A 19,797-nucleotide genomic window follows, 5' to 3' on the forward strand; every position below is an offset into this window, starting at 1 on the left:
TTTCCCGACAGTGGACGATCGTGCGAGGGGCAGGCACACGGAACGAGCGAATGTGCCTTACCGTCGGACAGGCCGACAGTAAGGCACATTCGCTCGGTGGAAGGCGGGCAGCGGCTCAGAAGCCCTGGCCGGGCACCCAGTTGGTGCCGGCCAGTGGCACCCGCGCCATGGCGGCCGACTCGATGGTCAGGGCCACGAGGTCCTGCGGCTCGAGGTTGCGCAGGTGCGACTTGCCGCAGGCGCGTGCGATGGTCTGGGCCTCCATGGTGAGCACGCGCAGGTAGTTCGCGAGGCGGCGGCCGCCCTCGACCGGATCGAACCGGGCCTGCAGGTCCGGATCCTGCGTGGTGATGCCGGCGGGGTCCTTGCCGTCCTGGAAGTCGTCGTAGAACCCGGCGGCCGAGCCGAGCTTCTCGTACTCCGCCTGGTACCGGGGGTTGTTGTCGCCCAACGCGATCAGCGCCGCGGTGCCGATGGCGACGGCGTCCGCGCCGAGGGCCATGGCCTTGGCGACGTCGGCGCCGGACCGGATGCCGCCGGAGACGACGAGCTGCACGCCACCGGGCGTGCGGTGCATTCCCATCTCCTGCAGCGCCTGCACGGCCTGGGGGATCGCGGCGAGGGTGGGAATGCCGACGTGCTCGATGAACACGTCCTGCGTGGCGGCCGTGCCACCCTGCATGCCGTCGACCACGACGACGTCGGCACCGGCCTTCACGGCGAGCTTGACGTCGTAGTAGGTGCGGGTTGCGCCGACCTTGACGTAGATCGGCTTCTCCCACCCGGTGATCTCGCGCAGTTCGATGATCTTGACGGCGAGGTCGTCCGGGCCGGTCCAGTCGGGGTGCCGGCACGCGCTGCGCTGGTCGATACCGACGGGCAGGGTGCGCATTCCGGCGACGCGCTCGGTGATCTTCTGCCCGAGCAGCATGCCGCCGCCGCCGGGCTTGGCGCCCTGGCCGAGGACGACCTCGATCGCGTCGGCCTTGCGCAGGTCGTCGGGGTTCATCCCGTAGCGCGACGGCAGGTACTGGTAGACGAGGTGCTTGGACTGACCGCGTTCCTCCGGCGTCATGCCGCCGTCGCCGGTGGTGGTGGACGTGCAGACCTCGCTGGCGCCGCGCCCGAGAGCCTCCTTCGCCCGCCCGGACAGCGCCCCGAAGCTCATGCCGGCGATGGTGACCGGGATGTCGAGGTGCAGCGGGTACTTCGCGTGCCGGTCGCCGAGGACCACGTCGGTCTCGCACTTCTCGCGGTAACCCTCGAGCGGGTACCGCGACATCGACGCGCCGAGGAACAGCAGGTCGTCGAAGTGCGGAAGCTTGCGCTTGGCGCCCCATCCGCGGATGTCGTAGATGCCGGTCTCGGCGGCACGCTGGATCTCGTGGATGACGTTGCGGTCGAAGGTGGCCGACTCACGAAGTCCGGGCTGGAAGGTCATGGGAGTCTCCTGGGATGCGGTGCGGGCGGTGCGATCAGTACGCCGAGGCGTTGTCGACGTGGAAGTGGTAGAGCCCGCGGGCGGAGCCGTAGCGGGTGAACTCGGCGGGGTCGGCGTCGAAGCCGGCCGCCCGGAGGAGTTCGCGCAGTTCCTCGAGGTGCTCGGGCCGCATCTCCTTCTTGACGCAGTCCGCACCGAGGGAGGCGACGGTGCCGCGGATGTAGATGCGCGCCTCGTACAACGAATCTCCGAGGGCCTCGCCGGCGTCGCCGAGGACGACGAGCCGTCCGGCCTGTCCCATGAAGGCACTCATGTGGCCGATGCTGCCGCCGACGACGATGTCGACGCCCTTCATGGAGATGCCGCAGCGGGCGGCGGCATTGCCCTCGATCACCAGCAGCCCGCCGTGGGCCGTGGCGCCGGCGGACTGGGAGGCGTCCCCGGTGACGCGCACGGTGCCCGACATCATGTTCTCGGCGACCCCGACCCCGGCGTTGCCCGCGACGGTGACGGTCGCATGCTTGTTCATCCCGGCGGCGTAGTAGCCGACGTGGCCTTCGATGCGCACGTCGATCGGCCGGTCGAGCCCGCACGCGAGGGCGTGCTTGCCCTGGGGATTGGTCACGGTCACCGCGGCCGGGGCCTCGGTGGCCTGCAGTGCGGCGTTCAGTTCGCGCGTGGTGGTGACGTCCAGGTCGTACGTCGCCGTGGCGGGGAGCGTGTCGGTGGGCAGTGTGTCGGTGCGCAGCGTCTCGGTGGTCATGGGCGTCTCCGGCGTCGAAGAGATGGGGGAAGCGTCGGTGCTGGTCAGCGGTGCCATACGTAGACCCGCTCCGGCTCGGGCTCGAAGATGTGAGCGTCCGCGATGCCGGGCAGGCCGGCGAGGGCCCGGAACTCGGAGGCCATCGCGACGTACGCGTCGGTCTCGGCGACGATCGCCGGCTTGCAGGCGATCGGGTCGCGTACGACGGCGAACGAGTCGGACGTCGACACGAGGAGGGTGTAGAACCCGTCGAAGCGCTCCCCGAGCAGACGCAGGGCCTTCTCCAGGTCGGCGCCCTCGGCGAGGTGCTTGGCGACGAACCGTGCCCCGACCTCGGTGTCGTTCTCGCTGTCGAATGCCACACCCTCGGCCTCGAGTTCGCGCTTGACCGACAGGTGGTTGGAGAACGAGCCGTTGTGCACCAGGCACTGGTCCGGGCCGACGGCGAACGGGTGCGAGCCGGCGGCGGTGACGGCCGATTCGGTGGCCATGCGGGTGTGGCCGACGCCCTGCCAGCCGGAGGCGGCCGGGATCCCGAAGCGCTCGGCCAGCGCCACCGGATCGCCCATGCCCTTGAGGACGGTCACGTCGTCGCCGAAGCCGATGATCGTTGCACCGGGGTCGACGGCGCGGACGGTGTCGGCGAGCAACTGGGCCGGGACCGGCGCGTGGAGCACGGTGGTGGGGGCCAGGTCGATCGCGGTCACGGTCACGCCGAGTGCGGCACCGGCGGTGGCGGCGACGTCCGGGGCGGCGCCGAGCAGGGACACCGACGCGTGGCCGGCGGGGGAGAAGGTGGGGTCGCCGTAGAGGGCGACTCCGGCCGAATCCGGCCCCCGGTCGACCATCTGGCCGAGCATGCCGGTCAGCAGGCCACCCAGCCGGGGGGCGAGGGAGGCGTCACGCAGGTGAAGCCCGACGATTCCGCACATGGGTCGTCTCTCCTTTACAGGTCGTCGTTCGCGGTGGCCCGTTCGGACCGAACGGGTCAGAAGGCGGTCAGGTAGCTGTCGATCTCCCACGAGGTCACGGTGTTGTGCCAGTGGAAGAACTCCTCCCGCTTGAGGGAGGCGAAGTACTCGGCGACGCCCGGGCCGGCGGCGTCGAGGGCGCCGGTGACGACGGGGTCGGCGGTGAGCGCGTCCATCGCGTGCAGCAGGGTCATCGGCAGCGTCTCCGAGTTCGGGGTGCCGCCGGGTGCGCCGGGATCGAGCTTGCGGTCGATGCCGTCGAGGCCCGCCGCGACGGTCGCGGCGGCAGCGAGGTACGGGTTGGCGGAGCCGTCCCCGCCGCGCAGCTCGACGCGGTTGCCGTCCGGAACGCGGAGGTAGTGGGTGCGGTCGTTGCCGCCGTAGGTGGCGTGCCGCGGCGACCACGTCGCGCCGGAGCTGGTCGCGGTGGCGCCGGTCCGCTTGTAGGAGTTGACGGTCGGGGCGATCACGCCCTGCAGGGCGCAGGCATGGTCGAGGATGCCGGCGATGAACGCGTAGGCGGTCTCGGACAGGCCGAGACCGCGGGGGTCCTCGGCGTCGGGGAAGGCGGAGCCGTCCTCCCGCCACAGCGACAGGTGCATGTGCATGCCCGAGCCGGTGCGGTCGGCGAACGGCTTGGGCATGAAGGTCGCGGTCATGCCGCGCTGCTCGGCGAGCACCGAGATCAGGTAGCGCAGGGTGACGACGCGGTCGGCGGTGGTCATCGCGTCGGCGTACTGGAAGTTCTGCTCGAACTGCCCGTTGCCGTCCTCGTGGTCGTTGGCGTAGTTGCCCCAGCCGAGGGAGTTCATCGCCGCGGAGATCGAGGTCAGGTGCTCGTACATGCGGGTGACGTCACGGGCGTCGTAGCAGGGCTGCCGGGAGGTGTCGAGCACGTCGGCGGTGCGCAGCGTCCCGTCCTCGTCGCGCTGGACGAGGAAGTACTCGATCTCGGCGCCGACCTTGACGGACAGGCCCCGTTCGGCCGCCTTGCCGAGAACCTCCTTCAGGATCACCCGCGGGGCGTAGGGCCAGGGCTTGCCCTCGACGTGGGGATCGCAGTGCACCAGCGCAAGGCCCGGGCGCACGAACGGGATCGGCGTGAAGGAGGTGGGATCCGGGATAGCGACGAGGTCGGGATCCCTGGGGACCTGACCCATGGCTCCGGCGGCGTAGCCCGCGAAGCCGACCCCGTCGGACTGCAGCTCGTCGACCGCCTCGACCGGGACGAGCTTGGCGCAGGGCTTGCCGGCGAGGTTGGTGAACACCGCGAGGATGAAGCGGGTGTCGGTGGCGCGGGCGAGTGCGGCGAGATCGGCGGAGCCGGCGGCATCGGCGGGGGCGTCCGTGGAGGGCAGACGCATCACGGGGAGGTCGGTGGCTTCGAGCGTCATGGGGACTCCTGGGGTTCGGCTGCGAAGTTTCATAAGGTGAATCGCTGTCGAATGCAATGAAACATAGCATGCATGACGGGCGTGTTACGCCGCCGTGAGTTTGTGGTGACGGTCCGGCTCGGCCCGCGCCGCTCGGGGGAGAAACGAATGTTCCTGACGCTGAGAGGATTCGGTTACACGCGTTAACGCGTCGGCAACCGTCGGTGCGTTTCATCTCATTACTGTCTGTTTCACGTCAGCGATCGACGTTCCGTCCTCCCGCCCACGGCCGGTGCAGCCGGCCTCGTTCCTAGGAGCACTCATGGCAGAAACCACCACGGTTCCCGCATTCCGCGTCACCGCCGACTTCTGGAAGACCCTGCCCCAGATGTCCACCGAGGAATTCCCGGGCACCGAGGGCTTCATTGACGACGTCTATCCCAACCCCGAGGGGTCGGAGATGGCCGCGGGCTACTTCAAGCTCGCGCACACCGACGCCCCGCTGGACTACCTGTACGAGTACGACGAGATGAAGGTCGTCCTCGAAGGGGAGTTCCGCCTGGAGAACCTGGATACCGGCCAGGTGGAGATCGCCCGCGCCAAGGACGCGATCTTCTTCCCCAAGGGCTCGCGGATCCGCTTCACCACCCCCGACGGCGCCCTGGCGTTCTACGTCGGCCAGCGCACGTTCGCACCGTAAGGATCCGGCCATGAGCGTCTGTATGGAGACCACCAGCGTGCCGCGCTGGGACGAGGAGCGGACCGTGGCCGACGGCGGCAGGACGGTCACCGTCCTGTCGTTCGGCGACGCCGCCACCGACCACGCCCGCCGCCTGGTGACCTCCTTCGAAGGCCGGCGAGTGAGCTGGCTACGGGCGCCCGCCACCTGGGGCGACGCGGCCGCGGAGGTGCTGCAGCGCCAGCTCTCCGCGGCCCGCGTCGGCTGGCGGCTCGTGCTGGTGGGCGACGAGGCCGCCGTCCTCGCCGCCCGGGCCGTGGCCGTCGCCGCGGGGGCGCTCGACGACGAGATCCTGCCCGAGGTGCTGACCACGGACACGCGCACGGTGTACTGCGCCCACTGCGGACACACCCACGACGCCACCGCCGCGATCGGGCAGACCAGCACGTGCCCCGCGTGTTCGGCGGAACTCGTCGTGTACCACCACGTTTCGCGCCACCACGGCGCATATCTCGGCTACCAGCTCGACGCGGAGGAAAGCTGATGACCCTCGTATCCGATGCCGGAACGGCCGTCCGGCGCAGCGACGCGACCCTCGCCCTCACCGTCGCCGAGGTGGCCACCGTCGCCACCGGAGTGCGGCACGTGCGGTTCGTCGACCCCACCGGTGCGCCGCTGCCGTCGTTCACCCCGGGCAGCCACGTCGTGCTCTCCTGCGGCGCCCACGACGACGGCCGGCCCCGCCGCAACTCCTACTCCCTGACCGGTCCGGAGCTCGAACCGCAGAGCTACTCGATCTCCGTGCGGCTCGACGAGACCGGCCGGGGCGGCTCCCGCTGGATCCACGCCCTCGAGGTCGGGGACGTCGTGGAGGTCAGCAGGCCCCGAAGTGCCTTCGCGCCGATCCTCACCGCGCGTCACCACATGCTCGTGGCCGGCGGTATCGGCGTCACACCCATCCTCTCGCACGCGCGCGCCGCCGCTCAGTGGGGCCGCTCCTTCGAGGTCCACTACACCTTCCGCGAGGGCGACGGCCCGCACCTCGGCGAGTTGCGCGAACTGTGCGGAGACCGCCTGCACACCTACCACACCCCCGAGGAGTTCTGGGCCGCACTCGGCCCGGCCCTGCTCGATCAGCCGCTCGGCACCCACCTGTACGTGTGCGGGCCCTCCGGTCTCATCGACGAACTCACCCGTCGCGCCCGCGGCGCGGGCTGGCCGGATGCCCGCATCCACTACGAGCACTTCGGTGTCGGCGACCTCGAGCCCGGAACCCCGTTCACCGCGCATCTGCGCCGCACCGGGGTCGACATCGCCGTGAACTCCGGCGTGAGCCTGCTCGAAGCGCTCGAGGCGCGCGGGGTACCGGTGCCCAACCTGTGCCGGCAGGGGGTGTGCGGCGAGTGCCGGATCCCGGTGGCGGACGGCGCGATCGAGCACCGCGACCTGTACCTGACCGACGCGGAGAAGCACGCCGGCGACTGCATGATGCCGTGCGTCTCCCGCGCCGGCGGCGAGCGATTGGAGCTGGACCTGTGACTGCCGCAACCGAATTCGAGGTGCTCCCGGAACGCGTCGCGCGGTTCCCGTTCCCCTTCCCGCGGGACACCTACCGGTACAGCACCAACGTCGAGCCGGCCGGGACCCGCGCGGACACGGCGGCCGGCGGCTGGGGCGAGCACCCGGTCGACATGGACGGCTTCCTTCTCGACGAACTCGCCGAACGACGGCGCGTGCTCGACGCCGACCCGAGCCGCTTCCAGGCGCTCGGGCACATGGAGGTCGCGCAGTGGGACGCGATGCTCACCCTCATGAAGATGCTGGCCGAGGCATACCCGCAGACGTTCGCGCTCGACCGTGACGGCACCGTCCGGCGGTGGAGCAACCGCGCCCTCGACCTCGAGCAGACGTTCGTCTACGGGCAGTCCGCCACCCTGCCCGAGCCGCCGCTGCTGTACATCGGCCGGCAGATCCAGGAGGACGTCGTGCTGCTCGATCAGCGCGACGGCGCCCTGTGGGGTGACGCGGGCCTGGTGACGTTCGCCGCGGACTGGTCGCTGCGCTTCGACGTCGGGATGAGCTTCCTGCAGATCCACGGTCCCGTGCCCCGCATCCACACCGAAGGGGTGATCACCCGCGCCCAGTCCTTCCTCATGGGACTGCACGCCGGGCAACGGTATCGGCGCACCAACTGGACCCTCACCGTGGACCGCCGGCTCGACACGGCCACCGAGACGTATCCCGAATGGGGACGCGATCGGCGCCTGCTCGCCGAGGGCCCACTCGACGACGTCGGCCGTCGCCTGCACCTGCGGGTCGAGGTGCAGCACCTGATCCGGCTCGGCGCGTCCGGCGCGATCATGTTCCTCATCCGCACCTACCTGCTGCCCTTCGAGGAGATCGCGCTGGTGCCGGAATGGGCCGACCGGCTCTACCGGGTGCTCGAGGAACTGCCCGAGGACATGGCCGACTACAAGGGCATCACGCGCACCCGCGAACCCGGTCTGAAGTGGTTGCGCGAGTTCGGAGGTGTGCGGCCGTGAAGAACTCGGGATTCGTCACCGGTGCGGTGCCCCCGATCGATCCGGGCGGGCGCATCCACCTGCTGTTCAGCCTCGGCGACTGCGCCGACGCGCGGGCCGCGGTGACGGCCTGGGCGGCGCAGGCACTCGCCCTCGGCCGCGTCGCGACCACGGTGCCGAACGCGAGCGCGGACGAGGTGTCGCGGCTCGTGCGTGAGGCCCGCGCCGGCGCCCGCGTGCTGATCGCCGGCCCGCGGCGTGAGGCGATGGCCGCGACGGCTGCGGCGCGTACCGCCGGCGTGCTGCCGTGCGAGATGACCACCTACGTCACCGCCGCCGACGGAGTGTCGCTGTTCTGCCCGCACTGCGCCACCACCCAGTCCGTCGACGCCGCTCCCGGGGCGGTCGTCGCCTGCGGTTCGTGCGGCCTGGACCTCGAGATCCGTCCTCATCTGTCGGGACATCACGGCACCTACCTCGGCGCCGTGGCCTGACCCGCCATCCGGAAAGGAACCTTCGTGACCACCTCCGTCGCCAGCGACCTGTCCTGCCTGCCGTGGCCTTTCCCCGAGGGCGACAGGACGTTCCGTTACGCCGTGAACGTCGAACCGGCGCCGCGCCGCACCGAGACCGCCGCCGGGGCCTGGGGCGAGCACATCGTCGACCTGGGCAAGAGCCACGACGAGTACGTCGAGATGATGCGGTTGCGTCGCTCGATCGTCGAGGCCGACCCCGGGCGCGTGCAGATGCTGCCGCACATGACGCCGGCGTGCTGGGACCTGATGCTCTACTACATGCGCGACATGGCGGCCTCGTTTCCCGACGTCATGCATCTCGACGTCGAGAACGGCGGATACCGCTGGCGCAACGACCTTCTCGGAATCGATCAATGGTTCGTGCCGGGGGATTCGGGCACCCTGCCGGAGCATCCGCTGGTGTTCATCGGGTGTCAGCTGCCCGACGACGTGCTGCTGGTGACCGAGCGCGACGGGCACCTGTGGTTCGACGCGGCGCTGGTCACGTCGTCCGCCGACTGGTCCGTCAAGTTCGACATCGGCATGAGCCTGCACGAGATCCACCGGCCCGTTCCCGGCCTGACCCCGAACGGGGTGACCGACCGCGCCGAGCAATTCATGCGGCGCCTCACCACCGAGCGGCCGTACCGGCGGGTGAACTGGACCTTCTCCGCGGTCGGTTCGCGGCGCCGGGACACCAGCCTCGAGACGATGCCCGAGTGGATGGACGACATGCCGCGGCTGATCGCCGAACGCGACTGGGGCCGCATCCAGTTGCGCATCGAACTCGAGCACCTGATCCGCCTGCCGATGACGGGGGCGCTGGTGTTCAACATCCGCACCTACATGGCACCGCTCGAGGAGATCGCGCAGGTCCCGGCGTGGGCCGAGCAACTCGCCGACATCGTCGAGGAACTGCCCGCCGAGATCGCCGCGTACAAGGGCATCGACTCCTACCGCATGCCGGCGATGGCCTGGCTGCGCGAGCGGACGCGCGCCCGGGCCGCGTAGTGGCGCACCGGATTCACCGGCGGCCGGTACGGTGACGGAGGGAGGGTCTCCGGCGAGGGGAGAAGCGAGCGTGCGAGCGTGGAGCGGACCGGTCGACGGCGGCATCGCCGTCCTGGGTGCGGGCCTGAGCGGACTGTCGCTGGCGGCCCATCTCGCCGCCGTCCCGGCGCGACCCGGTCCGGTGGTGCTCGTCGACGACGGCGCCCGCGACATCCGTGACGCCGGCTGGGCGTTCTGGTCCCGCCGGTCCGGGCTGCTCGACGCGGCCGTCTCCGCGCGGTTCGCCCGGATCCGGGTCCATGCGGGCGGACGGGCCCGCACGCTCGGCCTCGGCCGGTACCGGTACGGCGTCGTCCGCGGAGCCGACCTGGCGTCGGTGGTCGGCGAGGTTACGGACCGAGTCGACGACATCGGGCTCCGCACCGGCCGGGTGGCGCAGGTGCACGACGGGGCCCGCCCGCGTGTCGCCCTGTCCGACGGCACGGAGCTGCACCCCGAGTGGGTCTTCGACGGCCGGGGCCCCGACGCCGACGACCGGGGGACGAGCCCCGATGCGTGGCTGGACTTCCGCGGGTGGCGGATCCGCACCGAAGCTCCCCTGTTCGATCCCGACGTCCCCACCCTGTTCGACTTCCGCACCGATCAGCGCCGGGCGGCGTCCTTCGTGTACGTGCTGCCCACCGATACCCGGCACGCCCTCGTCGAGCACACGAGTTTCGCGCACCCCGACGGCGGGCCCGTCGGCACCGCCGCTCACGACGAGGCGCTCCGGGAGTACCTGGCGGCCGTGCTCGGCGCGGACGAGGACACCTACATCGTGGAGGCGGACGAGTCCGCACGGCTTCCGTTGGCGTCGCGGCCGCCCGCGCGGCGCAGCGGCAACATCGTGCGCATCGGCGCCGCGGGCGGAATGCTCAAGGGCAGCAGCGGATATGCGTACCAGCGGATCCAGTGCGACAGTGCGGCGATCGCGCAGTCGCTCGCCCGGCACGGGCATCCCTTCGACGTGCGGCCTGCTCCGTCCCGGTTCGCCCGGTACGACCAGGGGCTGCTGCGGGCCGTCGTCGAGCGGCCCGCGGTGCTCGAGCGCGCCTTCGCGGGGCTGTTCGACCGGTCCTCCGCGGAGCCGATCCTGCGGTTCCTCGACGAGGAGTCGACGTGGCGCGACGAGGCGGCGCTGTTCGCGTCGCTGCCCGCAGCCCCGCTGCTCAGGGCGATGGCCGGCCGCTGACCGTGCCCGGGTGATACCGCGCGACCGGCCGCGGGCGACCCGGTCGGGCCCGGCTCGTTCGATCGGCGAGGTACCGCGCTTCGCCCTAGGGTTGGGCGCGTGTCGGACTCGGTGGGCGCAGCGCTGCTGGCGATCGCCGCGGCCTTGTGCATCGCGGTGGGTACGGTCGTGCGTCAACGCACGGCGGCCGGTGTGCCGGACGACGCCGTGGGCACGCTGGGCCCGATCACCGCTCTCGTCCGCAACCCCGTGTGGTGGCTGGGCACCGTCGCCGGCGTCGGGGGATACGCCTTCCAGGCCGCGGCGCTCGGCCGGGGCTCTCTGCTGCTCGTGCAGCCGCTGCTGGTGCTGTCACTCCTGTTCGCGCTGCCACTGGGTGCCCGCCTCGCCGATCGCAGCGTCGGCCGGAGTGAGTGGCTGTGGGCGGCGGCGCTCACGGGGTCGGTCGCCGTGCTCGTGGTGCTGGGGAATCCCCGGCCGGGACTCGCCCGGGCCGAGCCGCTGCACTGGGTGCTCACCTGTCTCGTCGGTGCCCCGCTGGTGGCGGCCGGTCTGATCGCCGCCCGGCGGGTGCGCGGCGCGCGCAAGGCGCTGCTGCTCGGCGCCGTGGGCGGCGCCCTGTTCGGGGTCTCGGCCGTACTGACCAAGGGAGTGGTCGACATCGCGTCCCGCGGTGTGCTGCCGCTCGCCACCGCTCCCGAACTGTGGGCGCTCCTGCTCCTCGCCGCGGGGGCGGTGACGGTTCAGCAGGCGGCGTTCCAGGCCGGTGATCTGCGGGCGTCGTTGCCCGCCACCACCGTCCTGGAACCGGTCGTGGCGTCGCTGCTCGGTTTCGTGGTCCTGGGGGAATACCTCGACGCGGACCGCGCCATGAGTGTGGTTCTGGTCACCGCGGCGGCGGTGATGGTGGCCGCGACGGTCGCCCTCGCGCGGGGCGACGCGGCCGCGTCGTCCCCCGACCAGGCGGTATGTCCTCCGGGGGAATAGCCCGGCCGGCGGCGCCGCCTACGGTCTCGCGAACCTTCGACAAATCTCGCTCTTTGTTGGCATGAATTTCGGTGGCGCGGGGTACTCCCCGGTCCATGAGATCGACGAACCGAGAATCGGCCCTTCGGGGTTGTCCCGGCGCGTGGATCGAAGTGAGCGAAAGGTCGCAGACTTTCGTCCGGTCCGCTCGCACTGCGTGCGAGCCTGCTGTCAAGGAGAGCCCCGTGCCATTGTCACCTCACCCGCTCCGGCCGACCGTCGATGTCTGGAACTGGCAGATGCAGGGCTTGTGCCGCGGCGTCGACTCGTCGGTGTTCTTCTCGCCCGACGGCGAACGGGGCCGAGCGCGGTACCAGCGAGAGTCGAAGGCCAAGGAGATGTGCCATCGGTGCCCGGTCATCGAGCAGTGCCGCGAGCACGCGCTCACCATGGGCGAACCCTACGGAGTGTGGGGCGGGATGTCGGTCTCCGAGCGGGAGAAGTACGTGCAGTCCCGGAGACGGAAGATCGCGAGCTGAGCCGGATTTCGCCCGGCACCGACCCCCGGTCGGTGCCGGGTTCACGTCTCCGGATCCCCTGACGGCTCCGGGATGTCGCCGCCGCCGGGGTCGGCCCGGCCGTGGAGTCCGACCAGGCTGAGCACGTGGTGGGCGGTGCTGCCGGGTGGCGCCACCAACGTGACGGTGGAGTGCTGCTTGGCCGCGCGGTCGCGGGCCGTCGAGAGCAAGGAGACCCCGGCGGAGCCGAGGTTGGTGACCTCGCTCAGATCGACTGTCACCGACAGCGTTCCGCTGTGGGATACGGCGTCGAGGCACCCCTTGAGGATGGGCGCGGTGTCGATGTCGATGTCCCCCCGCACCGCGAGACGACCGGGTTCGGTTTCGGCGACGGCGAATTCGGGCGAGACCTCGGGACGGCCGACGATCGCGCCTTCCGTGAACTCGGTGACGACGCGGGCGCTGCGGGTGAGCCGGAACGTGACCGTCGCGGTCGTGCCCGTGTCGTCGCTGTCGACGACGAGGTCGTCGGCGAAGATCCGGACCATCGTGAGCCCGCGGCCGCGGCTGGTCGGTAACCGATGTGGCTCCGGGGTTTTCGCGGGGGTCTTCCAGCGGCCCCGGTCCCGCACGCGGACCCGGAGGCAGCCGTCGCCGTCGAGCGTTCCGTCGATGTCGACCGGGGCATGCCCGGCGTCGCCGCCGGAATAGGCGTGCTCGACGACGTTGGACACGAGTTCGGAGACCGCGTGCTCGACGGCCACAGTTCCGGCATGGTCGGCACCGATGCGCACGAGCCATCGCCGCAACGACGTCCGTGCCGACCTCGGTGCCTCCCGGTCGGCGTGGAGCCGAAGCTGCAGGGGATCCGGCATGGCCGTGCGCTGAGCGGCCACGATGGTCACGTCGTCGCTGTATCCGGTTTCCCGGAGCAGGAATTCGAGGATCTCCGCGCACACCCGATCCACCGTCCGGGCGCGCGTGTCCGGGATCGGGAACGATCGGCCGGCCACGCTCAGGGCCGCCCGCTCCGCGAGTTCGGCGGTGCTCGCCGGCGGGGGCCGGCCGGGGCGCTCGATCAGTCCGTCGGTGTAGAGCAGCACGACGTCGCCGGCGGCGAGGGCGTCGGTGGCGACGGGGAACGTCGAGCCGGTACCGATCGGCGTTCCGCCCGAGGGTGGGAGGTATCGGACCGCCCCGGCCGGGCTCGCCACCAGCGGCGGGGGATGCCCGCTCGTGCAGTAGCGGACCCGGCCGGTGGCGGTGTCGAGGACGACGACACAGACCGTCGCGGTGCGGGCGCCGGGGACGTGCGCCGAGAAGGCGTCGAGGGTGGACAGGGCGGCGGCAACGTCCGCGCCCGCGAGGATCTGCTGGCGCAGCACCGCGCGGAGCTGCCCCATCACGGCGGCGGCCTCGACGCCGTGCCCGACGACGTCCCCGGTGATGAGCACGAGTTCGCCGTTCGCAAGGGCCAACGCGTCGAACCAGTCGCCGCCGGCGGCCGTGTCCTCGGCGGCGACCAGGTAGGCGGCCGCCACCTCGGCCCCCGGCACGACCGGGACGGACGGCGCCAGCAACGCCTGCTGCATCACCGTCACCGCGTCGCGGGCCTGCTCGTACTTCTCCGACATCAGCTGGGCCCGTGCCTCGGCGCCGCGCCGGGCCAGGACACTGTCGGTCACGTCGGAGGCGAAGAAGAGCAGCCCGGCGACGCCGCGGTCGGGGTCGCGACGGGGGGCGATGGTGAAGTCGAAGTAGCGCTCCCGGACCACGCCGCTACCGTCGGTATCGATCTGCAGGCGCCACTCCTTGGCGGTCTCGGCGACGCCGGTCGCCGCCACCCGGTCGAGCAGCTCGAAGAACTGCTGGCCCTCGAGTTCCGGTACGACCTCGCGCACCGGCCGGCCGAGGAGGTCGTCGCGCCCCAGCAGCGCCCGGTAGGCGGCGTTGGTCGCGACGTACACGTGATCGGGTCCCTGCCACGCGCCGAGGTCGAACGGCAGTGCTTCGAACACGCGGAGAACCGTGTCCGGCTCTCCCGTGGCCGAGAACAGGTCCTCGCCTTCCGGCATGCCGTGTACCTTCTCCGGTTTCCGCGGTGAAGCGTCACCTTCAGTTCTATACCCCTCCGGGGCTTCGGTACAGCGGCGTGCCGGCCGGCCCGGTTCGTCAGCGCATCTCTCCGGCCCCGACGTACGGATTGAGGCTGGCGAGCGGTTTGCCCTCGGCGAAACGGGAGTAGCGGAAGTCGGCGCCGTCGACGGCGGCGTCGCTGCTGATGCCGTCGAGCAGGAGGTCGGCGGCGAGGCGGCCCACGGCCGGGGAGATCTTGTAGCCGTGGCCGCTGAAGCCCACGAGCAGGAACAGCCCCGGGGCGGGGGACGGCCCGATGACCGGGTTGTAGTCGGGGGTGGTGTCGTAGCACCCCGCGTACGACGAGGCGAGCCGCGGATCGGGCATGGCCGGCAGCAGCCGGTCCAGCTTCGCGATGGCGGTTTCCACGAACGGGTCGTCGGCGCGATTGACGTAGTCGTCCGGGTCGGCCCACTCCGGGGTGGAGTGGTCGCTGTTGCCCACCAGCAGGTCCCCGTTGGGCTCGCGCCGGATGTACTGCAGGTTCACCAGGTCGGAGAAGGTGGGGATGTCCGGGGTGGGTTCGCCCTGGTCGACCAGCAGGAGTTGTTCCCGCTGGGCCCGGATCGGGATGTCCACCCCGGCGGTCGCGCCGAGCGCCGGCGACCACACGCCGGTCGCGAGCACGACGGTGCCCGCGTGGATCTCGGAGCCGTCCGCGAGCCGCACACCGTAGACCTCGCCGCCGTCGCGCTGCAGGAGCGAGGTGACGGTGGTGCTCTGACGCACTCGCACGCCGAGGGCACGGGCGCGGGTGCCGTAGGCCATTCCGGTCATGTAGGCGTCGCCGTGGCCGCCGAGTGGTTCGTACGCGAAGGCCGCGAAGGGATCGAGGGCGATTCCGGGCAGCAGTCGGCGGACCTCGTCGGCGTCGATCGTCTCGACGGGCACACCGAGGGAGCGGTGCATCTCGACGTTGGCGGCGAGCGGGGCGGTGTTGTCGGGCCCGACGCCGACGACGTATCCGGTCTGCCGGAAGCCGATGTCGGTGCCGAAGATCTGCTCGGCCTCGGAGAAGACCTGCACGCCGTGCCAGGCCATCGCCGCCAGCGACGGAACGCCGTAGTGGCAGCGGACGATGCCGCTCGACTTGCCGGTCATGCCGGAACACAGAGTTCCGCGTTCCAGGACGAGAACGTCGGTTTCGCCGCGCTCGGCGAGGCACCAGGCCGCAGCCAGGCCCTCGAGTCCGCCGCCGACGATGACGATGTTCGCGGTTTCGGTCATCGTGCTTCCTCACAACTCGCAACAGGGGTGGTTTCGTGCTGAGAAACAGTGTTGCACGAAATGAAACAGTTGTGCCCGCCCCCATGTGACAACGACGTAAAACCTGCTGGGCGGCAACGTTCCATCGTTGACGCCGGTAGCCTCGTCCGCATGACCCCCGCCGTCCGCCCGGTCACCAGACGGGACATACCGGTCTTCGCCCGCACCCTCGCCGATGCGTTCTTCGACGATCCGGTGATGATGTGGATGTGGCCCGACGACGAGCGCCGGCGCCGAGGTCTGCCACGCATGTTCGCCGCGGAGGCGCGCCACCACCTGCTGGCGCACGGCGGACTCGAGATCGCCGAGGGTCCGGACGGTGCCACCGGGGGTGCGACCATGTGGGCGCCACCGGGCCGATGGGAGGTCACCGGCTGGCGGTCGGTCCTGGTCACCGCGGGAATGATTCACGCGCTCGGCGGCCGCGCCCGCGTCGGCGCCGAGGTCAACGGCGCGCTCGAGGATGCGCATCCGGCCGAGCCGCACTGGTACCTCTCCGCCATCGGGACCGGAAACGCCACGCGTGGAGGGGGATTCGGGAAGGCGCTGTTGCGGTCCCGGCTGGACCGCTGTGACGCCGAAGGCGTGCCCGCCTATCTCGAATCGAGCAAGGAGAAGAACATCTCCTACTACGAGCGGTTCGGCTTCCGGGTCACCGGCGAGATCGCCGTCCCGAACGGCGGCCCCACCCTGTGGAAGATGTGGCGCGCGCCCGTGACGCGGTGACTCGGCGCGCGTCCCGCCGAGCTGTTGATATGCAAGCAATCGCTTGCATATACTCGTCGCTCGTGGGAGATCTCTCGACGGTCACCGCCGGGCCCAACGGCGCGCGCAGCGCCCTGGGCCGGTTCGGGACTTCCGGATGAGCACGCCGGCCGAGAGTCCGAACGCCGTGGACGGTCACGGCCGCAAGACCGGCGAGTGGGCGGAGCCCGACCCGCACGGCGGGGTGATGATGGGCAACTACGTCGACGGTGAGCGCCACGGCACGTGGCGGCACTACTTCGCCGGCGGGGCGTTGCGTTCCGAGGGCGGTTACGACCGCGGCGTCCTGCACGGCCCCTGGACCTGGTACCGCGCCACCGGCGGCCTGCTGCAGCGCGGCGGGTTCGCCCGCGGTGAGAAGCACGGCCACTGGGAGCGCTGGACCACGGCGGGAACGCTCGTCGACAGCGGAAACTGGGAGCACGGCAGGAAGACCGGCGAGTGGACCTACTACGACACCGACGGGAGCATCAGGAAGACGACCACCAACCGGCCGAGGCTGCCGCGCGGGTGACCGAACGAGGGGGAGTGCGGTGACATCGACCTTCGACCGGGATCGAGCCCTGCTGATACGGCTGTGGCGCTCGTGGGCCGAACGGGCACGGGAATTGAGCGACGAGCAGTGGACGGCCCCGACCCGGCTGCCGGGCTGGACCGTTCGGGACCTCTACGTCCACGTCACACCGGACGCCCTGATCGCGCTGCTCGCCGACCCCGCGTCCGACGGCACGGCGAAGGTCACCAGCGCCGCGGAGATGCTCCGCGTCTTCAACGCCGACCCGGTCGCCGCCGAACCGATGCACCGACGGATCGCCGAGATGGTTCGCCGCGCCGCCACCGACGTCGGCCGGGGGACGCTCGTCGAGCGATTCGCCGTCGAACTGCCGCAGGCGTTCGATCGCCTGACCGGCCTCGGCCGTGAGACCGTCGTCCCACATCCTCTGCTGGGCTCGGTGACGCTCGGCGCGCTCCTCGACCTGGCCATCCTCGAAACGACCGTTCACCTGCTCGACGTCGTCGACGCGGTCGGCGGACCGCCGCCCGAACCGGAGGCACTCGAACGCACCCGCAACGTGCTCGCCGCCGTCCCGGATGCGCGGGCCTTCATCGAGGCGGCATCGGGCCGGTCGGGCGCGCGGATACTGCCGGTGATGCGATGAGGCAACCGCGCATGTGACGCGGCACGGCTCCCGCGATCTCGTCCGCGTGCTCGGACTGCAGAGCAGCAACGTCAGCGCGACGGTGCGCAGCCTGGTCCAGCTGGGACTGGTGGCCCGCACGTCCAACCCCCGCGACGGACGGTCCCACCCCCTGCACCGGACGCCCCCGCCCCTGGCGGAACGCAACGGCCACCTGATCCGCCGGATGTGGATCACCGGTGTGGCGCGCCTGCTGTCCGAGATGGAGCCGGACGACGCGGCCGCCCTCGTCGCCGTCGCCCCGCTGCTCGAGCGCCTGGCCGCGCTGTCCGCAGACCACCCGCTGGCGGGTTGACCGCTCGTTCCCGCGCGGCGCGCCGGCGGCGTATCCCGACCGGGCCGTGTCGGCTCCCCGGTGACGCCTCCGGCGAGCACTACCCTCGGGCACCATGACCGCATTCGACGACCTCGACGACTATCTCGCTCTCCCTCGCGTCACCGCGCTCGCGCTGTCGCCGGACGGGACCCGCGTCGTGATCGCCCAGTCCACCCTGGACGAGGAGGGGACCGGGTACGTCGGGGCGCTGTGGGAGGTCGACCCGCAGGGGCATGCGCCCGCCCGGCGGCTCACATGGGGTGCGAAGGGCGAGTCGAATCCCGTCTTCACCGCCGCCGGCGACCTGCTGTTCACCGCCGCCCGGGCCGACGGGACGGACGGCGACGACGCCCCCGCCGCGCTGTGGCGGCTGCCCGCCGCCGGCGGCGAAGCACAGCGCGTGGTCTCCCGCAAGGGTGGGGTGCGCGGCGTGTGGGCGGCCGAGGCGGCGGACCGGATCGTGGTGACGGCGGACGTACTCGGCCGCACCGACGGCGACGACGAGCGGATCCGGGACGCCCGCAAGAAGCGCAAGGTCTCCGCCGTGCTGCACACCGGATACCCGGTGCGCCACTGGGATCACGACCTCGGACCGGCCGAACCGCACCTGCTCGCCCTCGCGGACGGCCCACACGCGCCCCTGTCGGACCTGACCCCCGGGCCCGGAGGCGCCCTGCGTGAGGCGTCCCTCGACCTCGCCGCCGACGGCAGCTTCGTCGTCACCACCTGGTCGGTGCCCGGGCCGCTCGCGTCCCGCCGCACCACCCTGGTGCGCATCGACACCGACACCGGACTGCGCACCGTCCTCGTCGACGACGAGGCCGCCGACGTGTTCGCCCCCGCGATCGCGCCGGACGGCACCCGGGTGGCGTTCCTGCACGAGACGCACTCCGACCCCGAGACGGCGCCGCGAATCACTCTGCGGCTGTTCGACCTTCGATCGGGTGAGACGACCCAGCTGGTGCCCGGGTGGGACCGGTGGCCGACGTCGGTCGTCTGGCGGCCCGACTCCGGGGCCCTGCTCGTGACCGCCGACGAACACGGCCGCGCCCCGATCTTCCAGGTGGCGCTGTGGGCCGACGTCCCCACGCCGTTGACCACCGACGCCGCCGCCTACACCGACCTGCGCGTCGCGCCCGACGGAACGTGCGTCTACGCCCTGCGCGCCGCCTACGACACACCGCCGCACCCGGTGCGGATCGCGCTCGACGCCCCCGGCACCGTCACCGCGCTGCGCGCCCCCGCGGAGCAGCCCGAACTGCCCGGCCGCCTCACGGAGATCACGACCGCGGCCGCCGACGGCACCCCGCTGCGGGCCTGGCTGGCCCTGCCGGCCACCGCCGATCCCGACGCGCCCGCGCCACTGCTGCTGTGGATCCACGGCGGCCCGCTCGGCTCCTGGAACACCTGGTCGTGGCGGTGGAACCCGTGGCTGCTCGTCGCCCGCGGCTACGCCGTGCTGCTCCCGGACCCCGCGCTGTCCTCCGGTTACGGGCAGGACTTCGTCCAACGCGGGTGGGGCCGCTGGGGCAAGGAGCCCTACACCGATCTGATGGCCCTGACCGATGCGGCGATCGAACTACCCGAGATCGACGCCGAGCGCACCGCCGCGATGGGGGGATCCTTCGGCGGCTACATGGCCAACTGGATCGCCGGGCACACCGACCGATTCCACGCGATCGTCACCCACGCGAGCCTGTGGGCCCTGGACCAGTTCGGGCCCACCACGGACTCGGCCTGGTACTGGGCCCGGGAGATGACTCCCGAGATGGCGGTGGAGAACTCGCCGCACCTGTACGTCGCCGACATCGTCACCCCCATGCTGGTGATCCACGGCGACAAGGACTATCGCGTGCCGATCGGGGAGGGACTGCGGCTGTGGTACGAGCTGCTGTCCGAGTCGGGGGTACCCGCCGCCGCCGACGGCTCCACCGTGCACCGCTTCCTCTACTTTCCCGACGAGAACCACTGGGTGCTCAGCCCCCAGCACGCGAAGATCTGGTACGAGGTGGTCGAGGCGTTCCTCTCGGAGCACGTGCTCGCGCGCCCCCGGGAACTGCCCGAGGTGCTCGGCTGACGCGGATCGCGCCGGTGCGCGGCTGACGACGCGGATCGCGCCGGTGCG

Annotated in this window: 20 protein-coding genes; 14 read left to right on the top strand and 6 right to left on the bottom strand. The window is 71.5% G+C overall.

What is annotated here, in order from left to right:
- Window positions 1-115: 115 nt before the first annotated feature.
- The 4 genes from KZJ41_RS12190 to glnT are packed head-to-tail and all read right to left on the bottom strand — an operon-like array spanning window position 116 to window position 4,569.
- Window positions 116-1,441, bottom strand: coding sequence for an FMN-binding glutamate synthase family protein (locus KZJ41_RS12190; protein WP_102800217.1), 1,326 nt, complete (start codon window positions 1,439-1,441; stop codon window positions 116-118).
- 34 nt (window positions 1,442-1,475) lie between these two features.
- Window positions 1,476-2,204 carry a protein glxC gene (locus KZJ41_RS12195; RefSeq protein WP_373566472.1) on the bottom strand — a complete coding sequence of 243 codons (729 nt, stop codon included), beginning with the start codon at window positions 2,202-2,204 and terminating at the stop codon, window positions 1,476-1,478.
- Between the two features lie 44 nt (window positions 2,205-2,248).
- Window positions 2,249-3,136, bottom strand: coding sequence for a glutamine amidotransferase (locus tag KZJ41_RS12200; RefSeq protein ID WP_006937281.1), 888 nt, complete (start codon window positions 3,134-3,136; stop codon window positions 2,249-2,251).
- Window positions 3,137-3,192: 56 nt separating this feature from the next.
- Window positions 3,193-4,569, bottom strand: a complete 1,377-nt coding sequence (gene glnT, locus KZJ41_RS12205; RefSeq protein WP_010592825.1) for a type III glutamate--ammonia ligase — start codon at window positions 4,567-4,569, stop codon at window positions 3,193-3,195.
- A 301-nt stretch (window positions 4,570-4,870) separates the two neighbouring features.
- Between glnT and KZJ41_RS12210 the strand changes: the two genes are divergently transcribed.
- The 9 genes from KZJ41_RS12210 (at window position 4,871) to KZJ41_RS12250 (ending at window position 12,011) form a co-directional block, all read left to right on the top strand.
- Window positions 4,871-5,248: an ethanolamine utilization protein gene (locus KZJ41_RS12210; RefSeq protein ID WP_029543116.1), complete on the top strand. Its 378-nt coding sequence runs from the start codon at window positions 4,871-4,873 to the stop codon at window positions 5,246-5,248.
- 10 nt (window positions 5,249-5,258) lie between these two features.
- Entirely contained in the window at window positions 5,259-5,771 is a 513-nt protein-coding gene (locus tag KZJ41_RS12215) for a dimethylamine monooxygenase subunit DmmA family protein (RefSeq protein ID WP_230304459.1), read from the top strand.
- Complete coding sequence (locus KZJ41_RS12220) at window positions 5,771-6,766, top strand: PDR/VanB family oxidoreductase (RefSeq protein ID WP_010592824.1); 996 nt, start codon at window positions 5,771-5,773, stop codon at window positions 6,764-6,766. The genes KZJ41_RS12215 and KZJ41_RS12220 overlap by 1 nt, the downstream gene beginning before the upstream one ends.
- Window positions 6,763-7,770, top strand: coding sequence for a DUF3445 domain-containing protein (locus KZJ41_RS12225; protein ID WP_065922668.1), 1,008 nt, complete (start codon window positions 6,763-6,765; stop codon window positions 7,768-7,770). The genes KZJ41_RS12220 and KZJ41_RS12225 overlap by 4 nt, the downstream gene beginning before the upstream one ends.
- Window positions 7,767-8,243, top strand: a complete 477-nt coding sequence (locus KZJ41_RS12230) for a dimethylamine monooxygenase subunit DmmA family protein (protein WP_006937269.1) — start codon at window positions 7,767-7,769, stop codon at window positions 8,241-8,243. Before KZJ41_RS12225 ends, KZJ41_RS12230 begins: the two co-directional genes overlap by 4 nt.
- A 24-nt stretch (window positions 8,244-8,267) precedes the next feature.
- Entirely contained in the window at window positions 8,268-9,275 is a 1,008-nt protein-coding gene (locus tag KZJ41_RS12235; protein WP_050035069.1) for a DUF3445 domain-containing protein, read from the top strand.
- Between the two features lie 70 nt (window positions 9,276-9,345).
- Entirely contained in the window at window positions 9,346-10,506 is a 1,161-nt protein-coding gene (locus KZJ41_RS12240) for a lycopene cyclase family protein (protein ID WP_231771671.1), read from the top strand.
- Window positions 10,507-10,605: 99 nt separating this feature from the next.
- Complete coding sequence (locus KZJ41_RS12245) at window positions 10,606-11,493, top strand: DMT family transporter (protein WP_029543126.1); 888 nt, start codon at window positions 10,606-10,608, stop codon at window positions 11,491-11,493.
- A 278-nt stretch (window positions 11,494-11,771) separates the two neighbouring features.
- Window positions 11,772-12,011, top strand: a complete 240-nt coding sequence (locus KZJ41_RS12250) for a WhiB family transcriptional regulator (RefSeq protein ID WP_044476011.1) — start codon at window positions 11,772-11,774, stop codon at window positions 12,009-12,011.
- Window positions 12,012-12,052: 41 nt separating this feature from the next.
- Here the strand turns inward: KZJ41_RS12250 and KZJ41_RS12255 are convergent, their stop codons facing one another.
- Both KZJ41_RS12255 and KZJ41_RS12260 read right to left on the bottom strand, forming a co-directional pair.
- Complete coding sequence (locus KZJ41_RS12255) at window positions 12,053-14,065, bottom strand: SpoIIE family protein phosphatase (protein ID WP_251550811.1); 2,013 nt, start codon at window positions 14,063-14,065, stop codon at window positions 12,053-12,055.
- A 97-nt stretch (window positions 14,066-14,162) separates the two neighbouring features.
- Window positions 14,163-15,353 (bottom strand): FAD-binding oxidoreductase, encoded by a 1,191-nt coding sequence (locus tag KZJ41_RS12260; protein ID WP_006937253.1) that lies wholly within the window; start codon window positions 15,351-15,353, stop codon window positions 14,163-14,165.
- A 150-nt stretch (window positions 15,354-15,503) separates the two neighbouring features.
- On the opposite strand from KZJ41_RS12260, the gene KZJ41_RS12265 reads away from it, so the two are divergent.
- From KZJ41_RS12265 to KZJ41_RS12285, 5 genes are all read left to right on the top strand, one after another.
- Window positions 15,504-16,118 carry an N-acetyltransferase gene (locus KZJ41_RS12265; protein ID WP_029543133.1) on the top strand — a complete coding sequence of 205 codons (615 nt, stop codon included), beginning with the start codon at window positions 15,504-15,506 and terminating at the stop codon, window positions 16,116-16,118.
- Window positions 16,119-16,254: 136 nt separating this feature from the next.
- Window positions 16,255-16,671: a toxin-antitoxin system YwqK family antitoxin gene (locus KZJ41_RS12270; RefSeq protein ID WP_251550812.1), complete on the top strand. Its 417-nt coding sequence runs from the start codon at window positions 16,255-16,257 to the stop codon at window positions 16,669-16,671.
- Between the two features lie 19 nt (window positions 16,672-16,690).
- On the top strand, window positions 16,691-17,317 hold the full coding sequence (locus KZJ41_RS12275; protein ID WP_006937247.1) for a maleylpyruvate isomerase family mycothiol-dependent enzyme: 627 nt from the start codon (window positions 16,691-16,693) through the stop codon (window positions 17,315-17,317).
- Window positions 17,318-17,330: 13 nt separating this feature from the next.
- A complete protein-coding gene (locus KZJ41_RS12280) occupies window positions 17,331-17,651 on the top strand; it encodes a helix-turn-helix domain-containing protein (protein WP_029543137.1) in 321 nt (106 codons plus the stop codon).
- 94 nt (window positions 17,652-17,745) lie between these two features.
- Window positions 17,746-19,749 carry a S9 family peptidase gene (locus KZJ41_RS12285; protein ID WP_006937243.1) on the top strand — a complete coding sequence of 668 codons (2,004 nt, stop codon included), beginning with the start codon at window positions 17,746-17,748 and terminating at the stop codon, window positions 19,747-19,749.
- Window positions 19,750-19,797 lie beyond the last annotated feature (48 nt).

Source organism: Rhodococcus sp. 11-3, from assembly GCF_023704055.1.
Lineage (GTDB): Bacteria > Actinomycetota > Actinomycetes > Mycobacteriales > Mycobacteriaceae > Rhodococcus > Rhodococcus aetherivorans.

Bases quoted from the DNA above. Each gene is read 5' to 3' on its own strand.
- KZJ41_RS12190 (WP_102800217.1), bottom strand. From the start codon at position 1,441: ATGACCTTCCAGCCCGGACTTCGTGAGTCGGCCACCTTCGACCGCAAC.
- KZJ41_RS12195 (WP_373566472.1), bottom strand. From the start codon at position 2,204: ATGACCACCGAGACGCTGCGCACCGACACACTGCCCACCGACACGCTC.
- KZJ41_RS12200 (WP_006937281.1), bottom strand. From the start codon at position 3,136: ATGTGCGGAATCGTCGGGCTTCACCTGCGTGACGCCTCCCTCGCCCCC.
- glnT (WP_010592825.1), bottom strand. From the start codon at position 4,569: ATGACGCTCGAAGCCACCGACCTCCCCGTGATGCGTCTGCCCTCCACG.
- KZJ41_RS12210 (WP_029543116.1), top strand. From the start codon at position 4,871: ATGGCAGAAACCACCACGGTTCCCGCATTCCGCGTCACCGCCGACTTC.
- KZJ41_RS12215 (WP_230304459.1), top strand. From the start codon at position 5,259: ATGAGCGTCTGTATGGAGACCACCAGCGTGCCGCGCTGGGACGAGGAG.
- KZJ41_RS12220 (WP_010592824.1), top strand. From the start codon at position 5,771: ATGACCCTCGTATCCGATGCCGGAACGGCCGTCCGGCGCAGCGACGCG.
- KZJ41_RS12250 (WP_044476011.1), top strand. From the start codon at position 11,772: ATGCAGGGCTTGTGCCGCGGCGTCGACTCGTCGGTGTTCTTCTCGCCC.
- KZJ41_RS12255 (WP_251550811.1), bottom strand. From the start codon at position 14,065: ATGCCGGAAGGCGAGGACCTGTTCTCGGCCACGGGAGAGCCGGACACG.
- KZJ41_RS12260 (WP_006937253.1), bottom strand. From the start codon at position 15,353: ATGACCGAAACCGCGAACATCGTCATCGTCGGCGGCGGACTCGAGGGC.
- KZJ41_RS12265 (WP_029543133.1), top strand. From the start codon at position 15,504: ATGACCCCCGCCGTCCGCCCGGTCACCAGACGGGACATACCGGTCTTC.
- KZJ41_RS12270 (WP_251550812.1), top strand. From the start codon at position 16,255: ATGAGCACGCCGGCCGAGAGTCCGAACGCCGTGGACGGTCACGGCCGC.
- KZJ41_RS12285 (WP_006937243.1), top strand. From the start codon at position 17,746: ATGACCGCATTCGACGACCTCGACGACTATCTCGCTCTCCCTCGCGTC.